The following is a 17,439-nucleotide window of genomic DNA, read 5'->3' as shown; positions in this document are numbered from 1 at the left end:
TCGGGGTCCATCCATGGAGGTGACGGTGGACGACGTGGTCCCCGCCGGCGCGACGCAGGTCGTGCCGTTGGTCGAGGTGCAGGTACGCGGCGATCTGGACGTGCGGTCCGCGCCGGGCGTGAACGACGTGCTGGAGGAGGCCCTGGCGCTGCACCCGCGCCAGCTCGTCATCGACCTCGCCGACTGCGAGCTGATCGACGCGGCCGGCATCCTGCTGCTGCTTGACACCCACCGCCGGGCCATGCGCGACGGCGGCACCGTCGCCCTGCGCTCGCCGTCCGCGCGGGCGCGGCGCAACCTGAAGCTGGCCCGCGTCGACCGGGTGCTGCAGGTGCTCAGTGCGGAGGCCGACCCGCCACAGCAGGTGACGCCGTGAGCCGCGGGCGACGGTACGGCCTGGTGGTGGCCGCCGACCGCTTGCCCGCAGCCGATCCCGATGACAGCCGCGACCACGTCGACGCCGCACTGGCGTCGCTGCGGCCGCTCGTCGCGGCCAGGTCCGGGGCGTGGGCGCCGGCCGGTGGCCAGGGATCCGGCGACGGAGTGCTCGGCGTGCACCCGCCCGCCCGCGCCGACGCCGCCGCGCTCGGCGCGAGCCTGCTCCGTTCGCTGTGCCACCACGAGCCCGTCGACTTCCCGAGCGGCTGGTTCGAGAGCTACCTGGCGGTCAACCGCCGGGTCGCCGCCGCCGTGGCCGCGTCGGCGTCGGCCTCGGCGACGGTGTGGACACACGGCCACCAGCTGCAGCTGCTGCCCCGTACGCTGCGCCGGATGCGCCCGGACCTGACCGTCGTCGCGCACCTGCACAGCACGTTCCCGCCCGCGGAGTCGTTCGCCCGGCTGCCCGAGCACCGGGCACTGCTGTCGGGGCTGCTCGGCGCGGACGTGATCGCGCTGCCGCACCAACGCGCGGTGGACAACCTGCTCGACCTGGCCGAGCGGGTGCACGGGCTGCCGGTGCACGACGGTCGCATCACGGTCGGGCACCGGGGCGTACGCGTCATCGCCTACCCCCTGCCCGCCGACACCGCGGGGGCCCGGCGGCTGGGTCGGCTGGGCCCGGTCCGCGCGGCCGGCGGGCGGATCCGCGACGCGATGCGGGTGACCGGCTCCGTGCTGCTGTCGGTCGCCGGGTGGGATCCCGCCGACGCCGTCGAGCAGCGGCTGCACGCCTTCGAACGTTTCCTCGCCGAGCACCGGCCCGCCCCCGGCGAGGTCGCGCTGCTGCACGTGGCCTGCGGCGATCCGCGCACCCCGGCCGAGGACGCGCAGCGCGAGCGCGTCGACCGGCTCATCGCGAAGATCAACGGTACGCACGCCAGCGTCGGGCAGGCGGTCGTCCACTACGTACGTGCCGAACCCGACCGCCGCGACCTGGCCGCGCTGTACCTGGCCTGCGACGGGATGCTGGTGACCCCGACCCACCACGGCACCGTGACGGCCGCGCACGAGTTCATCGCGGCCCGCGACGAGCTCGCCGCCTCGGTCGTGGTCAGCGAACTGACCAGCGGCGTCACCGACCTGCCCGGGGCGATCGCGGTCAACCCGCACGACACGGGCGCGTTCGCCGACGCCATCGCGCAGGCCGCGGGCCGGTACGGGCCGGCCCCGCGGGCCCGTCACGCCGAGACCCCACCGGCGCTCGACAACTGGGCCGAGCACCTGCTCGGCGTCTGGCAGACCCGGGGCGCCGCCATGCCGGCGACAGCGGACCGCCGAGCCCGGCGGCTGCCGACCGGCGGTCACGCCCGGCACACCCGGCCCGGCGGGTACGAAGTCGGCGGGCCGCCACTGGCCGCGCGGCGGGTTTCTGGGCGATGATGCGGCGATGGTTGCCGTACTGGTCATCGAAGACGACGACCGCATCCGCCTGTCGCTGACGCTGGCGCTCGAGGACGAGGGCTACACCGTGTCCTCCGCCGCGACCGCCGAGGAGGGGCTGGTCCGCCAGCGCCGCGAGCCCGCCGACACCGTGCTCGTGGACCTGATGCTGCCCGGCATCGACGGGTTCGAGTGCATCCGCGAGCTGCGCCGTGCCGACGACGTGCCGATCGTGGTGGTCAGCGCCCGCGACGACACGCACGACATCGTCGCCGCGCTGGAGGCCGGAGCCGACGACTACGTCGTCAAGCCGATCGCGGTCAAGGAACTCACCGCACGGCTGCGCGCACTGCGGCGGCGGGCCCGCGCGGCCACCGCGGCGGGCCCGCGCACCTCCGTGCTCGGCGAACTGGAGATCCGTCCGCAGGCCGGCGAGGTGCTGCTGCGCGGGAGCCAGGTGGCGTTGACCCGCACCGAGTTCCGGCTGCTGTGCGAGCTGGCCGAGCACGCCGGCCAGGTGCTGTCACGCCAGCAGCTGCTGGAACGGGTCTGGGAGTACGACTTCGGCGACGAGCGGCTGGTCGACGTGCACATCGGACGGCTGCGCCAGAAGGTCGAGGACGACCCCGGCGCCCCGGCCCGGCTGGTGACCGTACGCGGCCTCGGCTACAAGCTCCAGCGATGATCCGCAAACCGGGGCTGCGGGCGCGGGTGACGGCGGGCTTCGCCGTCGGCGCGCTCGGCGTGTCCACGGTCATGGGCGCACTGTCCTACCAGCTCACCGAGCGCTTCCTGCTGGCGCAGCGGGAGGACTCCGCGGTGCGCGCCGTGGCGGCGGACGCGGCGGTCGTCGCGTCGGGCCTCGACGCCGACCGCCCGGACGCGCTGACCGCGCTCAGCACCCTGAACACCGGCGCGGACCGGCGCGCGTTCCTGCGCCGTGAGGGCCGCTGGTTCTCCGCCCAGGTCGACACCGACAACACCGCGGCCGAGATCCCCGACCGCCTGGTGCGCCTGGTCGAGCAGGGCGAGCCGGGCATCCAGCGGGTACGCGTCGACGGCGTGCCCGCCATGGTGATCGCCGTGCCGCTCGGCGACGGGACGGCCCTCTACGAGGTCGACTTCATGCGCGAACTCGACCGTTCCCTGAAGGTGCTCGCGCTGGTGCTGACGCTCGTCGCCATCGGCACCGCCGGGGCCGGCGCGCTGCTGGGCTCGTACGCGTCCCGGCGGGTGCTGCGCCCGCTCACCTCGGTCGCCAACGCCGCGAGCGAGATCGCCGCCGGGGACCACAGCGCCCGGCTCGACCCCGCCGCCGAACCGGAACTGGCCCGGCTGACGACCTCGTTCAACCTGATGGTCGACCAGCTGTCGCGGCGGATGGAGCGCGACCGCCGGTTCGCTGCCGACGTCAGCCACGAGCTGCGCTCGCCGTTGCAGACCCTGTCCGCGGCCGCGAGCGTGCTGGCCCGCCGCCGCGCCCACCTCGACCCGCGCACGGCGACCGCCGCGGCGCTGCTCACCGAGGAGGTCGAGCGTTTCCAGGCGCTGGTCACCGACCTGATCGAGCTGTCCCGCAGCGACCAGGCCGCCGACCGCACCTCCGTCGACGTGCCCGCGCTCGCGCGCCGCCTGTGCCGGGCCCGCGGGCTCGGCGTTGACCTGGTGTCGGTGGCCCCGGGCAGCGACGCGATCTGGCAGGTCGACCGGCGGCGCTTCGAGCAGATCCTGGTCAACCTCATCGACAACGCGCAGCGACACGGCGGCGGCGCGGTGGCCGTGCGTCTGGGCGGCCGCCGGATGCTCGGCTACTACGTCGAGGTCGACGACGAGGGGCCCGGCGTCAACCCGGCCGACCGCGAGTCCATCTTCGATCGGTTCGTGCGCGGGCGCACCGCCGGAGCCCGCGGCGACAGCGAGGGCACCGGCCTCGGCCTGTCGCTGGTCGCCCAGCACGTGCAGGCCCACGGCGGCCGGGTGCAGGTGACCGACCGCCCCGGCGGCGGCGCCCGCTTCCGCATCGACCTGCCGAGGGTGGCCTCGTGACCCGGCATACCCGGCCATGCCCTCCGTCGTCGCGGCCGGTGCTGCGTGCCCTGCTGCTGCCGCTGGTGGCGCTGCTGGTCGCCGGGTGCGGGGTGCCCGTCGAGGACACCCCGCGCGTCATCGAGGTCGGCACGCCGTCCCGCATGGCGACAGGCGCGCCGTCGGCCGCGGCGTCCGGACCGGCCGCCGAGAGCCTGTATCTGATCCGGGACGGCTCGCTGGTCGCCGTGCAGCGGCGGCTGCCCACCGAACCCGACCCGCAGCACCTGCTCGGCGACCTGCTGGCCGGGCCGACCGAGGCGGAGCAGGACCGCGGCCTGGGCACCGCGCTCGGCGGCCGTGGCGTCGTCGCGTCGGTGCAACTGCTCGACGGCATCGCGCACGTCGAGCTGCCGGCGGGCATCGAGGGCACCGGGCGCAACGACGACGTGCTGGCCTTCGGCCAGATCGTGTGCACGCTGACCAGCCGCGCCGACGTCATGGGCGTGGTGTTCACCCGGCAGGGCGTACGCATCGGCGTGCCGCTGCCGGACGCCTCGCTGAGCCAGGAGCCGCTGCGCGCCGCCGACTACGCCACGCTGATCGCCACCGGCTGACCGCCCCGCCGAACTAGGCTGCAAGGGTGACCGAGTCCGTCGCGGTGGACCTCGACCGGCACGTGTACGGGCTGGTGGAAGCCCCGATCACGCTCGTGGAGTACGGCGACTTCGAGTGCCCGTACTGCGGCGCCGCCGCGCCCGTGCTGCGCCGGCTGATCGACGACTCCGACGGCATGGTGCGCCTGGTCTACCGGCACTTCCCACTGTTCACCGTGCACCCGTTCGCGCTGACCGCGGCGCTGGCCGCCGAGGCCGCAGGCGAGCAGTTCTGGCCGATGCACGACCTGCTGTTCGCCCACCAGAGCCGCCTGGCCGACCCCGATCTGGAGAACTACGCCCAGATGCTCGGCCTGGACTCGGTGACCGGGGAGGCCGTGCAGGACTGCCGACCCGCCGTGGAGGCCGACTACCGCTCCGGGGTCACGATGGGCGTCCGCGGCACGCCGACCCTGTTCGCCGACGGCCGCCTCTACCAGGGCAAGGTCGAACTCGGCGCGCTGCGCAGCGCGCTGGGCATGCACCGCTGACCGGTCAGCGCTCACCGAGGGTCGGATCACGCCACGGCCCGGTCGGCAGCTCGGGCATCTCCATGTCGTCGTCGACCATGCACAGCGGCAGCCGCTCGCCGAGGTAGCGCAGCGCGACCGAGCCGAGCACGGCGGCCAGCAGCGAGCCCGCCAGTACGCCGATCTTGGCCTCGGCCTGGAGCACCGGGTCCTTGAACGCCAGGTCGGCGATGAACAGCGAGATGGTGAAGCCGATACCGGCCAGCACCGCGCCGCCGATGAGGTGCCCGTACCGCACCCGGCCGGGCAGCTCCCCCCAGCCGGTGCGCAGCGCCAGCGCCGCGCCGAGGCTGATGCCGATGGTCTTGCCGGCCACCAGCGCCACCACGATGCCGATGGTCACCGGCGAGGTCGCCGCCCGCCGCAGCGTCTCGGCGTCCAGCCGCACCCCCGCGTTGGCCAGGCCGAACAGCGGGATCACCAGGAACGCGCTGACCGGGTGCAGCGCGTCCTGCAACCGGTCGTTGGGCGGCACCGTGGCCCGCGCCGCGGCGGCCGCCAGCCGGGCCCGGACCGCGTCGGCCCGTTCCAGCACCGCCCGGCCGAAGAAGCGCAGCCGCTCGGCCTGCTCCGGCTCCACCGGCGTGGCCGGCACGAGCAGCCCGACGATCACCCCGGCGAGCGTCGGGTGCAGCCCGGAGGCGAACACGGCCACCCACAGCAGCATGCCGACCACGACGTACGCCTGCAGCTGCCAGACCCGGGCCCAGCGCAGGCCCACCAGCACCAGGGTCAGCGCCAGCACCGCCGCCAGCGCGGGGGCCGACACCCCGCCGCTGTAGAAGATCGCCATCACCAGAATCGCGCCGATGTCGTCGGCGATGGCCAGGGTCAGCAGGAACAGCCGCAGCTGGTCCGGGCAGCGCGGTCCGAACAGGGCGAGGATGCCGACGAGGAACGCGGTGTCCGTCGAGATGGGAATGCCCCAGCCGTGCAGGGCAGGCGGCGACGGGTTGAACGCCACGTAGATCAGCGCGGGCACGATCAGGCCGCCGATGGCGCCCAGCACCGGCACCAGCACCGCCCGCGGGCGGCGCAGCTCCCCCACGGTCAGCTCGCGGCTGATCTCCAGGCCTACGGTGAGGAAGAACAGCGCCATCGCCAGGTCGTTGACCCAGTGCCGCAGGTCCAGGTCGATCCCGGCGTCGCCGATCCGGACCGACGCCTGGATGTGCCAGAACTCCTCGTAGCCGCCGCCGGGCAGGTTCGCCCAGATAAGCGCCAGCACCGTCGCGATCAGCAGCAGCAGGCCGCCGCCCGCCTCGGTGGCCAGGAAGCGCTGCAGCGGGTACGACACGTGCGGCACCGGGATGTGCACCCGCGGGCGGGGACCGGGCCGCGGCGGCAGCGCCGTACTCGGCCCGCTCACCGCAGCCCCGGGTGTTTCCTCACGCCTCCCATGATCCCGCGCAGCCCAAGCGGCGCTGCAATTTCGGGGAAAGTGCAGCTGTCAGCCACTGCGATAGTGCAGTTTCCCCGAAATTGCAGCGCCTCGCCCGGTGGGGGGCGCGTGGGTTACGAACCTGCCACGGGCCAGACCACTCCGGCCGAGCCGCCGCCGCGGCGGACGGGTTCGGCCGCGGCCAGCAGCCGGCCGTGGCCCAGGAACTCGATGCCGGTCGCGGCGCCGATCTCCGGGCTGGCCGCGAACGTATGGCCCAGCGCGGTCAAGCCGGGGATCTCCGGGGCGAAGCCGGCCTCGCCCAGCACCGCGGCCGTGTTGCGCTGGGTCGCCCGCGCGGCGGCCACCGCCTCCGGCAGGGTCATGCCCAGGTCCAGGCGGTTCACCAGGATCTGCAGCACCGTCGTGATGATCGTCGAGCCGCCGGGCGTGCCGACCGCCAGGAACGGCCTGCCGTCGGCCAGCACGATGGTCGGCGCCATCGAGCTGCGCGGCCGCTTGCCCGGGCCGGGCAGGTTCGGGTCGGGCGCGCTGCCCTGCGTCGGGGTGAAGTTGAAGTCCGTCATCTCGTTGTTGAGCAGGAAGCCCCGGCCCGGCACGACCATGCCGTTGCCGCCGGTCTGCTCGATGGTCAGCGTGTACTCGACCACGTTGCCCCAGCGGTCCGCGACGGTCAGGTTCGTCGTCGACTGGCCCTCCGTCACCGCCGGACTCGGCGCGAGCGCCGCGCAGCCCGCGTACGACCCGTCGGGCGTGCCCGGACCGACCGGCTTGACCAGCGCCTGCGCCGGGTTCACCAGGCAGGCCCGCTCCTTGGCGAAGCCGTCGGAGAGCAGCTCGTCCAGCAGCGGGCGCGGGGTGAGGTCGCCGACGTAGCGGTTGCGGTCGGCGAACGCCAGCGCGCTCGCCTCCAGGTACTGGTGCAGCGCCTCGGTGCGGGTGAGCGCGCCCAGGTCGGTCTGCTCCAGGATGTTCAGCGCCTCACCGACGGCCTGACCGCCGCTGGACGGGGTCGGCATGCCGTACACGTCGTAGCCGCGGTAGGACACCCGCGTCGGCGACGGCGTGCGCACCTGGTACGCGGCCAGGTCGGACAGCGCCATCGTGCCGGGGCGGATCGGGAACGCCCAGGTGCCGATCGGCACGTCGGCCACCGGCGGGTGCTGCACGGTGTCGACGATGTCGCGGGCCACCGCGCCCCGGTAGAACACGCCGGTGCCCTGCCGGGCGATCAGGCGGTAGGTGTCGGCCAGGTCCGGGTTGCGGAACACCGAGCCGACCTCAGGCGGCGCCCCACCCGGAAGGTAAAGCTCGCCGGTGGACGAGAACTGCCCGAACGCGGCCGCATTGTCGCTGATCTGGGTGCGGAACGTGGTGTCGACGGTGAAACCGCGGTCGGCCACCTTCGCCGCCGGCCGCAGCGCGTCGGCCAGGTCGGTGGTCCCCCACTTGCGCAGTGCCCGGTCCCAGGTGGCGAGGGTGCCGGGCACGCCCGCGGCGATGCCGCTGACCCGGGCCTCCTGGAACGCGTACGGCAGGCCGGTCGCCGGGTCGACGAACGCGGTCTCCCCCATCGACATCGGCGCGGCCTCCCGGCCGTCGATGGTGTACACCTTCTTGTCCTTGGCGCTGTAGTAGACCAGGAAGCCACCGCCGCCGATGCCCGCCGAGAACGGCTCCGTCACGCCCAGCGTCGCCGCCGCCGCGATCGCCGCGTCGACCGCGTTGCCGCCGTTGCGCAGCACCTCCAAGCCGACCCGGGTCGCGTCGAGGTCCACCGTCGCGACCGCGCCGCCGTATCCGGTCGCCACCGGCACCTTCTCCGGGCTCGGCGGCCTCGGGCTCGCCTGCACGGGCACGGCGGCAGCGGTCGACGCGAGGGTCGCGAGGGCGATCAGGACGAGCGCGCGGTGGTGGCGCAGTCTCATGGACTTCCTCCCGGATCGGATCAGGTCTATGTGGTCACCGTATGCCGGAAGGCCGCCGCGCGCACGCCGAGTCGGGTTTGGCGGCACCGTCAGAACCGCCGGGTGAACGGCTCCGGTTTGCGCATTCGCACCAGCAGCAGCAGTGGCAACAGGACATACGGCAGGTTGAACGACAGAAACTTGACCGGGTTAGGGGTCTGCCACTGCGGCTCGCCGAAGAACTCCACACCGAACACGATGATCCCGGTGATCGTGGAGATCATCGTCGCGTAGATCACCGCGGGGAGCTGGATCCAGTTCCGGCCGCGGATCAGCGCGTACACCAATACCAGGTAGAACGGCATGTAGACCAGCGCGGACAGGCCCGTGACGATGCGCATCCACACCGGCGGGTGCATGAACAGCGGGTCGGTGTCGTGGGCGTACCAGTAATTGGAGTTGAGGATGAAGTTGTCCGACGGCTGGCTGAAATCGAAGCCCAGCGTCGGCATCAGGTCGGCGATCACCGAGGTGACGGTGAAGGCGCTGAACACGATCGCGAAGAAGACGTCGATCCGGCGCTCGCGCAGGGGCAGGTTGGCGCTCATGGGTCCTCACTCGGTGCGAGGGTCAGGGGTGATCGATTGCCGTGCGTGGCAGGCAATGTACTGCCTCGATCCCGCCACCGGCACCCCTGGCGGTCAGCTCGCGCCGAACCGAGTCACGAACCGCCGCTGCCAGGGCGTCTCCACGGCCGCCGGGAGGTAACCGGCGCGGACGTACGCGACCGCCCGGTCCGCGGGCACGCCGTCCAGCACCGCGAGGCAGGCCAGTGCGGTGCCGGTCCGCCCGATCCCGCCGGCGCAGGCCAGCTCGACCCGCTCGTCACCGGCCCGGTCCAGCGCCTCGACCAGCGCCGCCCGGAAAGCGGCCCGGTCCGCCGGTAGCCAGAAGTCCCGCCACCGCACCCACCGCGCCGGCCAGGGCGTCTCGGGCGGTGCCTCGCCGAGCAGATACAGCGCGAACTCCGGGATCGGGCCACCGGGCAGCGGAAGGCGCAACCCGCGCCCGCGTACCAGCCGGCCTGACGGCAGCCGCAGCACCCCTGCCTCGTCCTCCTGCCACGTGACCACGGCGCGACCGTAGCAGGCCCCCGCTGATCCGACCTGCCGAGGACAGGCGGTGACAACGATGACTGCGGAGATCAGCTACTTCCCCTGCGCCGAAACCTGATGACCGTGCGACCAGGTGCCGCTACCGTTCACCAGCGGAGGCGGTCATGGGTGCCAGGCAGCGCGCGGAGCGTGAACGGTGGGCGCGTTACGACGCGCAGGAGTGGGTGGCACTAGGTTCCGGCGAGTCCGGTCAGCAGGCCTGGGCAGACGCTGTGCGTACCCTCACCGGGATGCGGATCGCCACGCCGGTCGTCGCGGGCCGCCCCGTCGGTGGCCGCATCATCGGTCTGTCCGGCGACATCCGCATCGATCTGCTGTGCGGGCGCGGGGGGTCCGGCACAGTTCGGATCTCGGCGCGGGCAGAAGACCTGGCGCTAGCGGCCCGGCTGGTGCGCGGCACCGTCCGGTCATGGCATCCCGGCGAAGGCTGGGGGGTGCTGGACGCGCCGCAGACGCCGGGCGGCTGCTGGGCGCACTATCGCCACCTCGGGCTGCGCGGATACGGCTACCTCGAGCCGGGCACCCCTGTCGACTTCGCGTGGGAGGCCGCCGCACACGACGGCTTCGACTACCGAGCGTTGGTCGTCGCCTACGCGGATCCGGCATAGGTACGCCGTAGGCCGCCCTGCGCCGCGATGCTGGGTCCCGTGAAGTACGCGGCTGCCAGCCAGGTCGGGCAGCCACGCGGTATAAGACCCGAGCGTGAGGCCGAGCAGCTGTATGGACCGCCGGACCTGTGCTTCCCGGCGCAGGCGGATGGCCGCTAGCTGCCGAGGGCGAGAATGCGCCGCTGACGACGGCAAGGCCGGTGCGGGCAGCGTTGATCGCGACCTCGCCCAAGGTGAGCACCGACCCGTTCGCCATGAGCCCAGCTCCGCCCATGCCGAGGCCGCGGTGCAAGCGGTCAGTCCGGCGTACGGTGCGGCGTGGTCCGAATCCGATTGACGGGATGATCGAGCGGGTTCTACGGTCGCGCGATGCGCCCCGGAGAGATCATCGTCGCTGTCGAGCAGGTACGCGCCCTGGTCCACGAGCAGTTCCCCGAGTGGTCGGACCTGCCGATCGTTGCGCAGCCGTTGAACGGCACCGACAACGCGCTGTTCCGGCTGGGTGATTCCCTGACGGCGCGGCTGCCGCGGGCACAGTGGGCGGTCGACCAGGTGGCGACCGACGCGACCTGGCTGCCGCGGCTGGCACCGCATCTGCCGGTGCCGGTGCCGGTGCCGATCGCGGTCGGCCGGCCGGGCGGGGACTATCCGTGGCCGTGGACGGTCGTCCCGTGGCTGGACGGACGCAATCCGGAAGCCGGGCAGGATCTCGTCGACCTCGCCGTCGACCTCGCCGGCTTCGTGCGCGCGATGATCGCGATCGACCCGATGGACGGGCCGGTCAAGGAGGGGATCCAGCGCGGCGTACCGCTGGCGCAGCGGGACGGGCTGACCCGCCGGTCGATCGCGGAGCTGGGCGACCGGATCGACGGGCGAGCGGTGACCGCGGCGTGGGACGAGGCGATGGCGGCGGACGAGTGGGCCGGACCGCCGGTATGGCTGCACGGTGATCTCCTGGCAGGCAACCTGCTGGTCGACCGGGGCAGGCTCACCGCGGTGATCGACTTCGGCGGCCTCGGCCGTGGCGATCCGGCGGTCGAGGTGCGGCCGGGCTGGAGCCTGTTCGATGCCCGCGCGCGGGCCGCCTACCGGGAGGCGCTCGGATTCGACGAGGCGACCTGGGTACGCGGGTGGGCCTGGCCGCTGTCGGGCTCGCTCTACTGGCTGGCGGACCTGTGGGACTCGATCAGCGAGGAGGACCGCGCGGACACGATCCGCTACATCGACTACATCGTGCGTCACCGCCACGGCTGACCATGCGGCGCCTACGCGATCAGCCCAGACGATCGTCGAAGTGGGTGCCGAGCACCGCCAGCCGCTTGCGGGCGTCCGCATCGGCGTTGAGGCGCCAGCGGAGGAAGTCGGTGGTGGACTCGGCCACGAGGTCGAAGTCGGGGTCGGCCGGTGACATGAACGGGTTGCGGTGGGTGCCGGCCGGCAGGGTGAGGAACGCCTTCGGCCAGGGCACGGCGTCGTACGCGGCGCGGCCCTGATCGATCGTCACCACCTGGTCGCCAATGCCGTGGATGAACAGCATCGCCGCCGGGTCGCCCCGGAACTCCGCCCCCACCTCGCGGGCACTGCCGGCAAGCACGATCCCGGCCTTCAGCCGCGGGTCCCGCCACTTCCCCAGCGCGCCGACCGTGGTCATGCCGCCCAGCGAGTGCCCGCCGGCCGCGATCCGGTCCGGGTCGATCCGGCCGTGCAACGGATCGCCCTGCTTCGCCGCAGCCACCAACAGTGCGTCGAGCACGGCCGTGACGTCCTGCGGCTGGTTGAGCAGGTCCATCACGTCGAGCTTCGCGGCTGCGCCGTTGGTGTACGGGAACGTCGGCGCGGCCACCGCGAACCCGGCCACCACCCAGTTCGCGATCAGGTCCGCGTACTCGGACACGTGGCAGGTGTACCCGTGCACGAACACCACCAGCGGATGCCTGCCCCGGCCGGGTGGCAGGTGGACCTCGGTGGGCAGCGTCCGGTCCGCGCCGCGGGCGAGGTCGAGCCGCACCACCGAGGACGGCTCGACCTCCTGCACCGGCGTCGGCGAGCCGCATCCGGCCAGCATGATGAGTCCCGCAGTGATGATCGCAGTCCGGCGGCGCAACGCACTCTCCCCGTGGTCGTAGGCGTCCTGAAAGGAACTACGCGATGGGGACACACCTCGGTTGCCGCTTGCCACGGGCACACTGCTCGCGGCGGCCGATCGGACCGGAGCCCTAGCGGCCTGTCTCCTGCGCAGGGCCTGCCGCCGGAGTGCGGGCGTCTGATCGACGTCGATGTGAGACCGCTCGTTGCTGTCGGGTCCGCGTCCGGTCGAAGCGCCGGACGGGACCGGCCCTTAGTTTTACGTCGATGCCGTCGGCACCATCACGGCAGTTGCACCGCCCTTCCCCTGCGGCACAACTGATCCGAGGAGTCCGGCCATGGCCGATGACGCGACGCCGATCTTCGACTTCATGCTGGTACGACCGCCGGAGCTGGCCGCGGACGTGCTGATGCGCCGCCGCTACATCCGCGACGAGCTGCTGACCGGCGACCTCGGCGGCCCGGCCGACGTGGACCTGCGCTCGCCGCAGAGCCCGTCGGCGATCGCGGCGCTGGTGTACCGGAAGGTGTTCTGCGAGCCGCAGAACCCGAGCATGGTCGAGGCGTTGCAGGACCTGCACCGGGCGGTGCTGGCGACGCTGCCCGTCCATGTGCCGTTCTGCGGGGACGGCCCGCGGCCGGAGTCCGGCTCGCACCCGTCGACGCACATGCCGCGGTCCTCGATGCCACGAGATGGCGGGTCCGACGGTGACGAGCCGACGATGATGATGCTCGGCGCCGACGAACCGGCCCCGGCCGATCAGCCGCTGCTGCCGCTGGACCTGGCCGACCTGCAACGGCACGCGTACGAGCTGGTCGACGGCCGGTACATCCTGCTGCCGGACCGCTTCGAGGATCTCGACGCGCCGCTGATCGGGCGGCTGGTGGAGGTGCTGCCGCTGCTGACCGAGGCTGCCGCGCCGCCGCCGGAGCCCGCGCCGGGCACACCGCCGGCCGGGGGCGCGCCGCTGGGCCAGAAGCTGTCCGACCGGCTCAGGACGCTGTTCGACGGGGTTCCGGTGGAGGAGATGGTGTTCGCGGGCAACGGCGCGCACACCGAGGCGTACGCACAGACCAAGCGGGTGCTGTTCGACGCCCTCTACACGCTGTATGTGCTGCGCCGCCGGGTGGGCTGCAGTTTCGAGTCCGTCATGGACGGCCTGCAGGCGCTGCACGCCCTGGAGGCGCTGGCGATCGACGAGATCCACGCCCGGGGCAAGGCGAACAAGCTGAGCGCACGCGACCGGGTGGTGCTGCAGCGGCTGGAGCCGGTGTTCCCGGCGCTGCGGAACTGGACCGGCGGCACCTCGGTGGCCGGGTTCCCGCTGGCGGCGACGGCGGCGGACCTGGCCGAGCACCTGGCGGCGCGGCCGGTGGTGCACCTGCTGTTCGCGCGGCTGTTCCACCTGCTGCGGCCGTTCAACGCGATCAAGCCGCTGGGCGTCGGGGATCTGAAGGTCGTCAAGCAGTGGCTGGTGGCCTACCAGGCCGGGGAGATCTCCGACATCCACAACATGATGAAGGGCGAGCACAAGGACCGGGTGCACCGGCGGCTGGAGAAGACCCAGGAGCTGTTCTCGTACAGCTCCAGCGAGTCGTCGGAGACCAGCCGGGACACGCAGTCCGCGGACCGGTTCGAGGTCAAGCGCGAGGCAGAGCAGGTGCTCAAGCAGGACCTGAACGTCAACGCGAGCCTGCGGGCGCAGTACAACTACATGTCCGTGGTGAGTGTGGCCGTCGGGGCCGGGTTCGCCTACAACCGCAACAGCAGCGACCAGCAGAAGGTGGCGCAGAACTTCTCCCGCGAGGTCGTCGACAAGGCCGTGTCGCGGGTGCAGTCGTCGTCGGCGACGCAGCGGTCCACCACGAAGATCTTCGAGACCGAGGAGACGAACACCCACGGTTTCGACAACAAGCAGGGCACCGGCCACGTCTCGGGCATCTACCGCTGGGTGGACAAGCGCTACCGGGCACAGGTGTTCAACTACGGCAAGCGGCTGATGTTCGAGTTCGTGCTGCCGGAGCCGGCGGCGCTGCTGGTGCAGTCGCGGCTGCGGGCGTACGAGGCGAACCTCGATGTGCCGCGCAAGCCGACCGATCCGACGTCGTTGTTCAAGACGCCGAACATCGGGGTGGCCCGGCCGCAGGACATCGACAAGGCGCAGTTCGAGCGGCTGCGGCTCAAGTACGACCTGGGCGAGCTGGCGTATCCGGTGCTGCGCAAGGCGCTGCCGCTGGTGAACATGGAGGGCAAGGCGTTCTTCGCCGAGCAGGGCATCCACGGCAACGATGCCTGGTATGCCACCTCGCACCACTGCAAGCTGGACGCGATCGGCTACGCCGTGGAGCGGATGCGCTTCACGACCCGGATCGGCTTCTCCGACCAGCACGCCGACGACCCGAGGACTCCGCAGGACCGCAACATCGTGCGGATCGCGCTGGACGGCACGACCGTGTGGGAGCAGCAGTTCGCCACGCAGTGGGTGTGGGGCAACAACTTCAGCTGGTCGCCGCCGGGCGGGCCGGTGACGCTGACCCGCGACGCGGTGGACCTGACACTGACGTTCTCCGACGTCAGCGGGTACGAGCTGACGGCCACCGCCGACCTGGTGCTGACCGCCGACGAGCTGCTGCGCTGGCAGACGCAGGTGTTCAAGGCGGCGGAGGCCATCGAGCGCAAGGCCGTCGACGACCACAACCGCGAGCTGAAGACGGCGTACGACGCGGACATGACCACGTACCGCAACCGGCTCGGGCAGCTCGAGGCGACGACGGTGCACGAGCTGATCCAGGGGCAGTCCTCGGCGTACAACCAGGACATGATCATGACCGAGCTGCGGCGGCAGTGCCTGGCGATGCTGGCCAAGGAGTTCGACGCCTACGACGGCGACGACCTGCTCACGTCGATGGAGACGATGGGCGAGCGCACCGTCAACGTCGACTACCAGCAGCTGACCGTCGACGAGTCGGGCGCCCAGCCGATCGCGCAGTTCCGGCCGCAGTCCCGGCCGGTGCCGTATCCGCTGCCGAACACGTACGCCGCGCAGGTCAAGGGGCGTTACATCCAGTTCCTGGAGCAGGCGTTCGAGTGGAACCGGCTCGGCTACGTGTGCTACCCGTACTTCTGGGCCACCCCGCCGAAGTGGATGGAGCTGCTGGCCCGCAACGACGAGGCCGACCCGGAGTACACCGCGTTCCTGCGCGCGGGCGCGGTCAAGGTGCTGGTCGCGGTGTCCCCGGCGTACGACGACGCGGTCCTGCATTTCCTGGCCACCCGCGAACCGTGGGAGGGCGGCCCGGGGCCGGTCATCGGCGACCCGCTGTACCTGCCGCTGTTCGAGGAGCTGCACAAGGCGCAGGACGACCGGTACGGCGCGGTGGCCCAGGGCGAGCCGTGGGAGTTCACGCTGCCCACCTCGCTGGTCTACCTGCACGGCAGCGAGACGGAGCTGCCCGAGATCGCCGCCGAGCAGTGAGCATCCTGATCACGGCCGAGCCCGCCCGGGCGGACATCTTCACCCCGGGCGGGCCGGACGAGGCCGCCGAGCCGCTGCTGCCGCAGGTGCAGCCGCTGGCCGACAGCCTGCTGACGGCGTACCGGGCGCGGGCCGGGCTGTATCACGACGCGCTGACGGCGGAGCTGGGGCGGCAGGGCGACGAGCTGCCGATGAGCTTCGTGCCCAGCGTGGTGATGCCCGACGGCGAGCAGATCCCGATCGACGCCGACCTGTTCCAGACCCTGCTGGAGCTGTACCTGGCCGACGGGTGGGCGCCGCTGGCCGCGATCGGGGCCGGGCTGCGGGAGGCGGCTGGGCCGCAGGGTGTACCGGACCGGCCGATCGCGGGCGTGCCTGCGCTGCCGTGGCTGAAGGCGTACGAGTTCTTCGTGTTCACCCGCAACCTGGTCGCGCTGCTGGTCCGCGAGTCGCTGGCGCGCATCGAGCAGCACGCCGCCACCGCCCTGCAGGCTCGCCGGGCCGCGTCGGCGGAGCAGCTCGAACAGGCCATCCGGGGCGTCTTCATGGTCACCACGACGAAGTCGAAGCCGGCCGGTGTCGCCCGCGGCCCCGGCGCGCCGGTCAGTGTGCCGGTGACGCTCTACCACTTCGACAACCGGGCGCTCATGGACGACCTGACCCGGATCATGAACGACGCGGCCAAGCAGCGGGTGGTCCTCGACGGCCTGGTCCGCGACATCGCGCAGACGCAGCAGCAGCGCCGCGAGGCGCGCACCGCGACGCAGGGCGCGCAGGGCGGCAGCTCCGGCCCGGCCGCGTCCGACTCCGCCGCGCGTGAGCAGACGCTGGCCGTGAAGGAGGGCGAGCAGCAGACCCTGCGGCAGGCCACCGAGGGTCTGCTCACGCAGCTCAAGGCGGTCATCGGGCAGCGGGCGCCGCTGGCGCTGCTGGTCGTCGACGGGCTGCGGCCGGGCTTCCAGCGTGAGGAGCTGGAGGTCAAGCTCGGCCGGGCGCTGTTCGCGCTCCGCGACCAGCTCGCCGAGTTGGGCTCGGGCCTGAATCCGGAGCGCAGCTTCACCGGCGAGGTGCTGCGCGGCGTAGCCGTCGGCGAGCAGGCGCAGGTGTCGCTGGTGGAGGTGCAGAACCTGGCGGTGCCCGCCGCGGGGCCGGAGGCCGCGGTCGCCGCCGCCGCGCTGGCCCGGCTGTCCGCCGACAAGCACCTGTTCTCGCTGGTCCACGAGCAGACGTGGTGGCTGCTGGTGCAGTCCGGGCAGGTGGCGCGGGACAGTTTCGACTACGTGGTGCTGCACCACTACCTCGTCGAGCTGGAGCGGCAGACCGAAGCGCTGGAGGCGGGCACGAAGGCGACCGAGGCGGTGCTCCGCACGATCACCGTGATCTCGGCGGCGCTGTCGATCACGCTGCTGGTGACGCCGCTGGCCGAGCTCGTGCCCGCGCTGGCCGGGCTGTCCTACCTGATCGACATGGCGCTGCTCGCGTACCAGATCCATTCGGTGGTGGGGCAGCTGCGGCAGCTGGACGTGATGCTGTCGGCGGCGCTGCTGGCCCCGGAGGCGTTCGGGCTGGAGCACCTCGCCCAGCTGGGCGACCTGCTGATCGCCCGCGGTGACCTGGGCGCGGGCCTGACCGAGGCGGTGCTGAAGGAGCTGCTGCTGGCGGTCGCGGGCAGCCGGTGGCGGACAACCCGGCGTGCGCTGATCATGCGCGGCTTCTACGCCGACTTGCAGACGCTGCTCGGCGTCGACGGCTGA

The 17,439-nt window shown here is 72.5% G+C and carries 15 protein-coding genes; 10 read left to right on the top strand and 5 right to left on the bottom strand.

Annotated elements, in window-relative coordinates:
• The first annotated feature begins 13 nt into the window (after positions 1-13).
• The 6 genes from FLL47_RS05335 to FLL47_RS05310 are packed head-to-tail and all read left to right on the top strand — an operon-like array spanning position 14 to position 4,993.
• Positions 14-376, top strand: coding sequence for an STAS domain-containing protein (locus FLL47_RS05335; protein ID WP_186315569.1), 363 nt, complete (start codon positions 14-16; stop codon positions 374-376).
• On the top strand, positions 373-1,821 hold the full coding sequence (locus FLL47_RS05330) for a trehalose-6-phosphate synthase (protein ID WP_144119275.1): 1,449 nt from the start codon (positions 373-375) through the stop codon (positions 1,819-1,821). The genes FLL47_RS05335 and FLL47_RS05330 overlap by 4 nt, the downstream gene beginning before the upstream one ends.
• Before the next feature lie 7 nt (positions 1,822-1,828).
• Positions 1,829-2,506, top strand: a complete 678-nt coding sequence (locus tag FLL47_RS05325; RefSeq protein WP_144119274.1) for a response regulator transcription factor — start codon at positions 1,829-1,831, stop codon at positions 2,504-2,506.
• Complete coding sequence (locus FLL47_RS05320; RefSeq protein ID WP_246157575.1) at positions 2,506-3,867, top strand: sensor histidine kinase; 1,362 nt, start codon at positions 2,506-2,508, stop codon at positions 3,865-3,867. The genes FLL47_RS05325 and FLL47_RS05320 overlap by 1 nt, the downstream gene beginning before the upstream one ends.
• Positions 3,864-4,463 carry a GerMN domain-containing protein gene (locus FLL47_RS05315; RefSeq protein ID WP_246157551.1) on the top strand — a complete coding sequence of 200 codons (600 nt, stop codon included), beginning with the start codon at positions 3,864-3,866 and terminating at the stop codon, positions 4,461-4,463. The genes FLL47_RS05320 and FLL47_RS05315 overlap by 4 nt, the downstream gene beginning before the upstream one ends.
• Before the next feature lie 26 nt (positions 4,464-4,489).
• Entirely contained in the window at positions 4,490-4,993 is a 504-nt protein-coding gene (locus FLL47_RS05310) for a DsbA family protein (protein WP_222105969.1), read from the top strand.
• 4 nt (positions 4,994-4,997) lie between these two features.
• Here FLL47_RS05310 and nhaA read toward each other — a convergent pair whose 3' ends face one another.
• The 4 genes from nhaA to FLL47_RS05290 all read right to left on the bottom strand — a co-directional run bounded on the left by nhaA (position 4,998) and on the right by FLL47_RS05290 (position 9,474).
• Entirely contained in the window at positions 4,998-6,401 is a 1,404-nt protein-coding gene (gene nhaA, locus FLL47_RS05305; protein WP_144119272.1) for a Na+/H+ antiporter NhaA, read from the bottom strand.
• Between the two features lie 146 nt (positions 6,402-6,547).
• Positions 6,548-8,356 (bottom strand): gamma-glutamyltransferase, encoded by a 1,809-nt coding sequence (gene ggt / locus FLL47_RS05300; protein WP_425457660.1) that lies wholly within the window; start codon positions 8,354-8,356, stop codon positions 6,548-6,550.
• A 95-nt stretch (positions 8,357-8,451) separates the two neighbouring features.
• Positions 8,452-8,949: an EXPERA domain-containing protein gene (locus FLL47_RS05295; protein ID WP_144119270.1), complete on the bottom strand. Its 498-nt coding sequence runs from the start codon at positions 8,947-8,949 to the stop codon at positions 8,452-8,454.
• A gap of 93 nt (positions 8,950-9,042) precedes the next feature.
• Complete coding sequence (locus FLL47_RS05290; protein ID WP_144119269.1) at positions 9,043-9,474, bottom strand: protein-tyrosine phosphatase family protein; 432 nt, start codon at positions 9,472-9,474, stop codon at positions 9,043-9,045.
• 146 nt (positions 9,475-9,620) lie between these two features.
• Here FLL47_RS05290 and FLL47_RS43555 point away from each other — a divergent pair, with 146 nt between their 5' ends.
• Together FLL47_RS43555 and FLL47_RS05280 are read left to right on the top strand one after the other, a co-directional pair.
• On the top strand, positions 9,621-10,124 hold the full coding sequence (locus FLL47_RS43555) for a hypothetical protein (protein ID WP_222105968.1): 504 nt from the start codon (positions 9,621-9,623) through the stop codon (positions 10,122-10,124).
• 369 nt (positions 10,125-10,493) lie between these two features.
• Positions 10,494-11,378, top strand: coding sequence for an aminoglycoside phosphotransferase family protein (locus FLL47_RS05280; protein ID WP_144119268.1), 885 nt, complete (start codon positions 10,494-10,496; stop codon positions 11,376-11,378).
• Positions 11,379-11,397: 19 nt separating this feature from the next.
• Here FLL47_RS05280 and FLL47_RS05275 read toward each other — a convergent pair whose 3' ends face one another.
• Positions 11,398-12,228 carry an alpha/beta hydrolase family protein gene (locus FLL47_RS05275; RefSeq protein WP_144119267.1) on the bottom strand — a complete coding sequence of 277 codons (831 nt, stop codon included), beginning with the start codon at positions 12,226-12,228 and terminating at the stop codon, positions 11,398-11,400.
• Positions 12,229-12,547: 319 nt separating this feature from the next.
• On the opposite strand from FLL47_RS05275, the gene FLL47_RS42700 reads away from it, so the two are divergent.
• Together FLL47_RS42700 and FLL47_RS42695 are read left to right on the top strand one after the other, a co-directional pair.
• On the top strand, positions 12,548-15,685 hold the full coding sequence (locus FLL47_RS42700; RefSeq protein WP_186315568.1) for a hypothetical protein: 3,138 nt from the start codon (positions 12,548-12,550) through the stop codon (positions 15,683-15,685).
• On the top strand, positions 15,682-17,439 hold the full coding sequence (locus FLL47_RS42695; RefSeq protein WP_186315567.1) for a hypothetical protein: 1,758 nt from the start codon (positions 15,682-15,684) through the stop codon (positions 17,437-17,439). The genes FLL47_RS42700 and FLL47_RS42695 overlap by 4 nt, the downstream gene beginning before the upstream one ends.

Source organism: Catellatospora sichuanensis (genome assembly GCF_007483665.1).
Lineage (GTDB): Bacteria > Actinomycetota > Actinomycetes > Mycobacteriales > Micromonosporaceae > Catellatospora > Catellatospora sichuanensis.
The sequence above is the reverse complement of the archived record's forward strand: the minus strand, read 5'-3'. Positions and strand labels throughout refer to the sequence as shown.

Coding starts and splice junctions, on each gene's coding strand:
- FLL47_RS05335 (WP_186315569.1), top strand. CDS start 14: ATGGAGGTGACGGTGGACGACGTGGTCCCCGCCGGCGCGACGCAGGTC.
- FLL47_RS05325 (WP_144119274.1), top strand. CDS start 1,829: ATGGTTGCCGTACTGGTCATCGAAGACGACGACCGCATCCGCCTGTCG.
- FLL47_RS05295 (WP_144119270.1), bottom strand. CDS start 8,949: ATGAGCGCCAACCTGCCCCTGCGCGAGCGCCGGATCGACGTCTTCTTC.
- FLL47_RS43555 (WP_222105968.1), top strand. CDS start 9,621: ATGGGTGCCAGGCAGCGCGCGGAGCGTGAACGGTGGGCGCGTTACGAC.
- FLL47_RS05280 (WP_144119268.1), top strand. CDS start 10,494: ATGCGCCCCGGAGAGATCATCGTCGCTGTCGAGCAGGTACGCGCCCTG.
- FLL47_RS42700 (WP_186315568.1), top strand. CDS start 12,548: ATGGCCGATGACGCGACGCCGATCTTCGACTTCATGCTGGTACGACCG.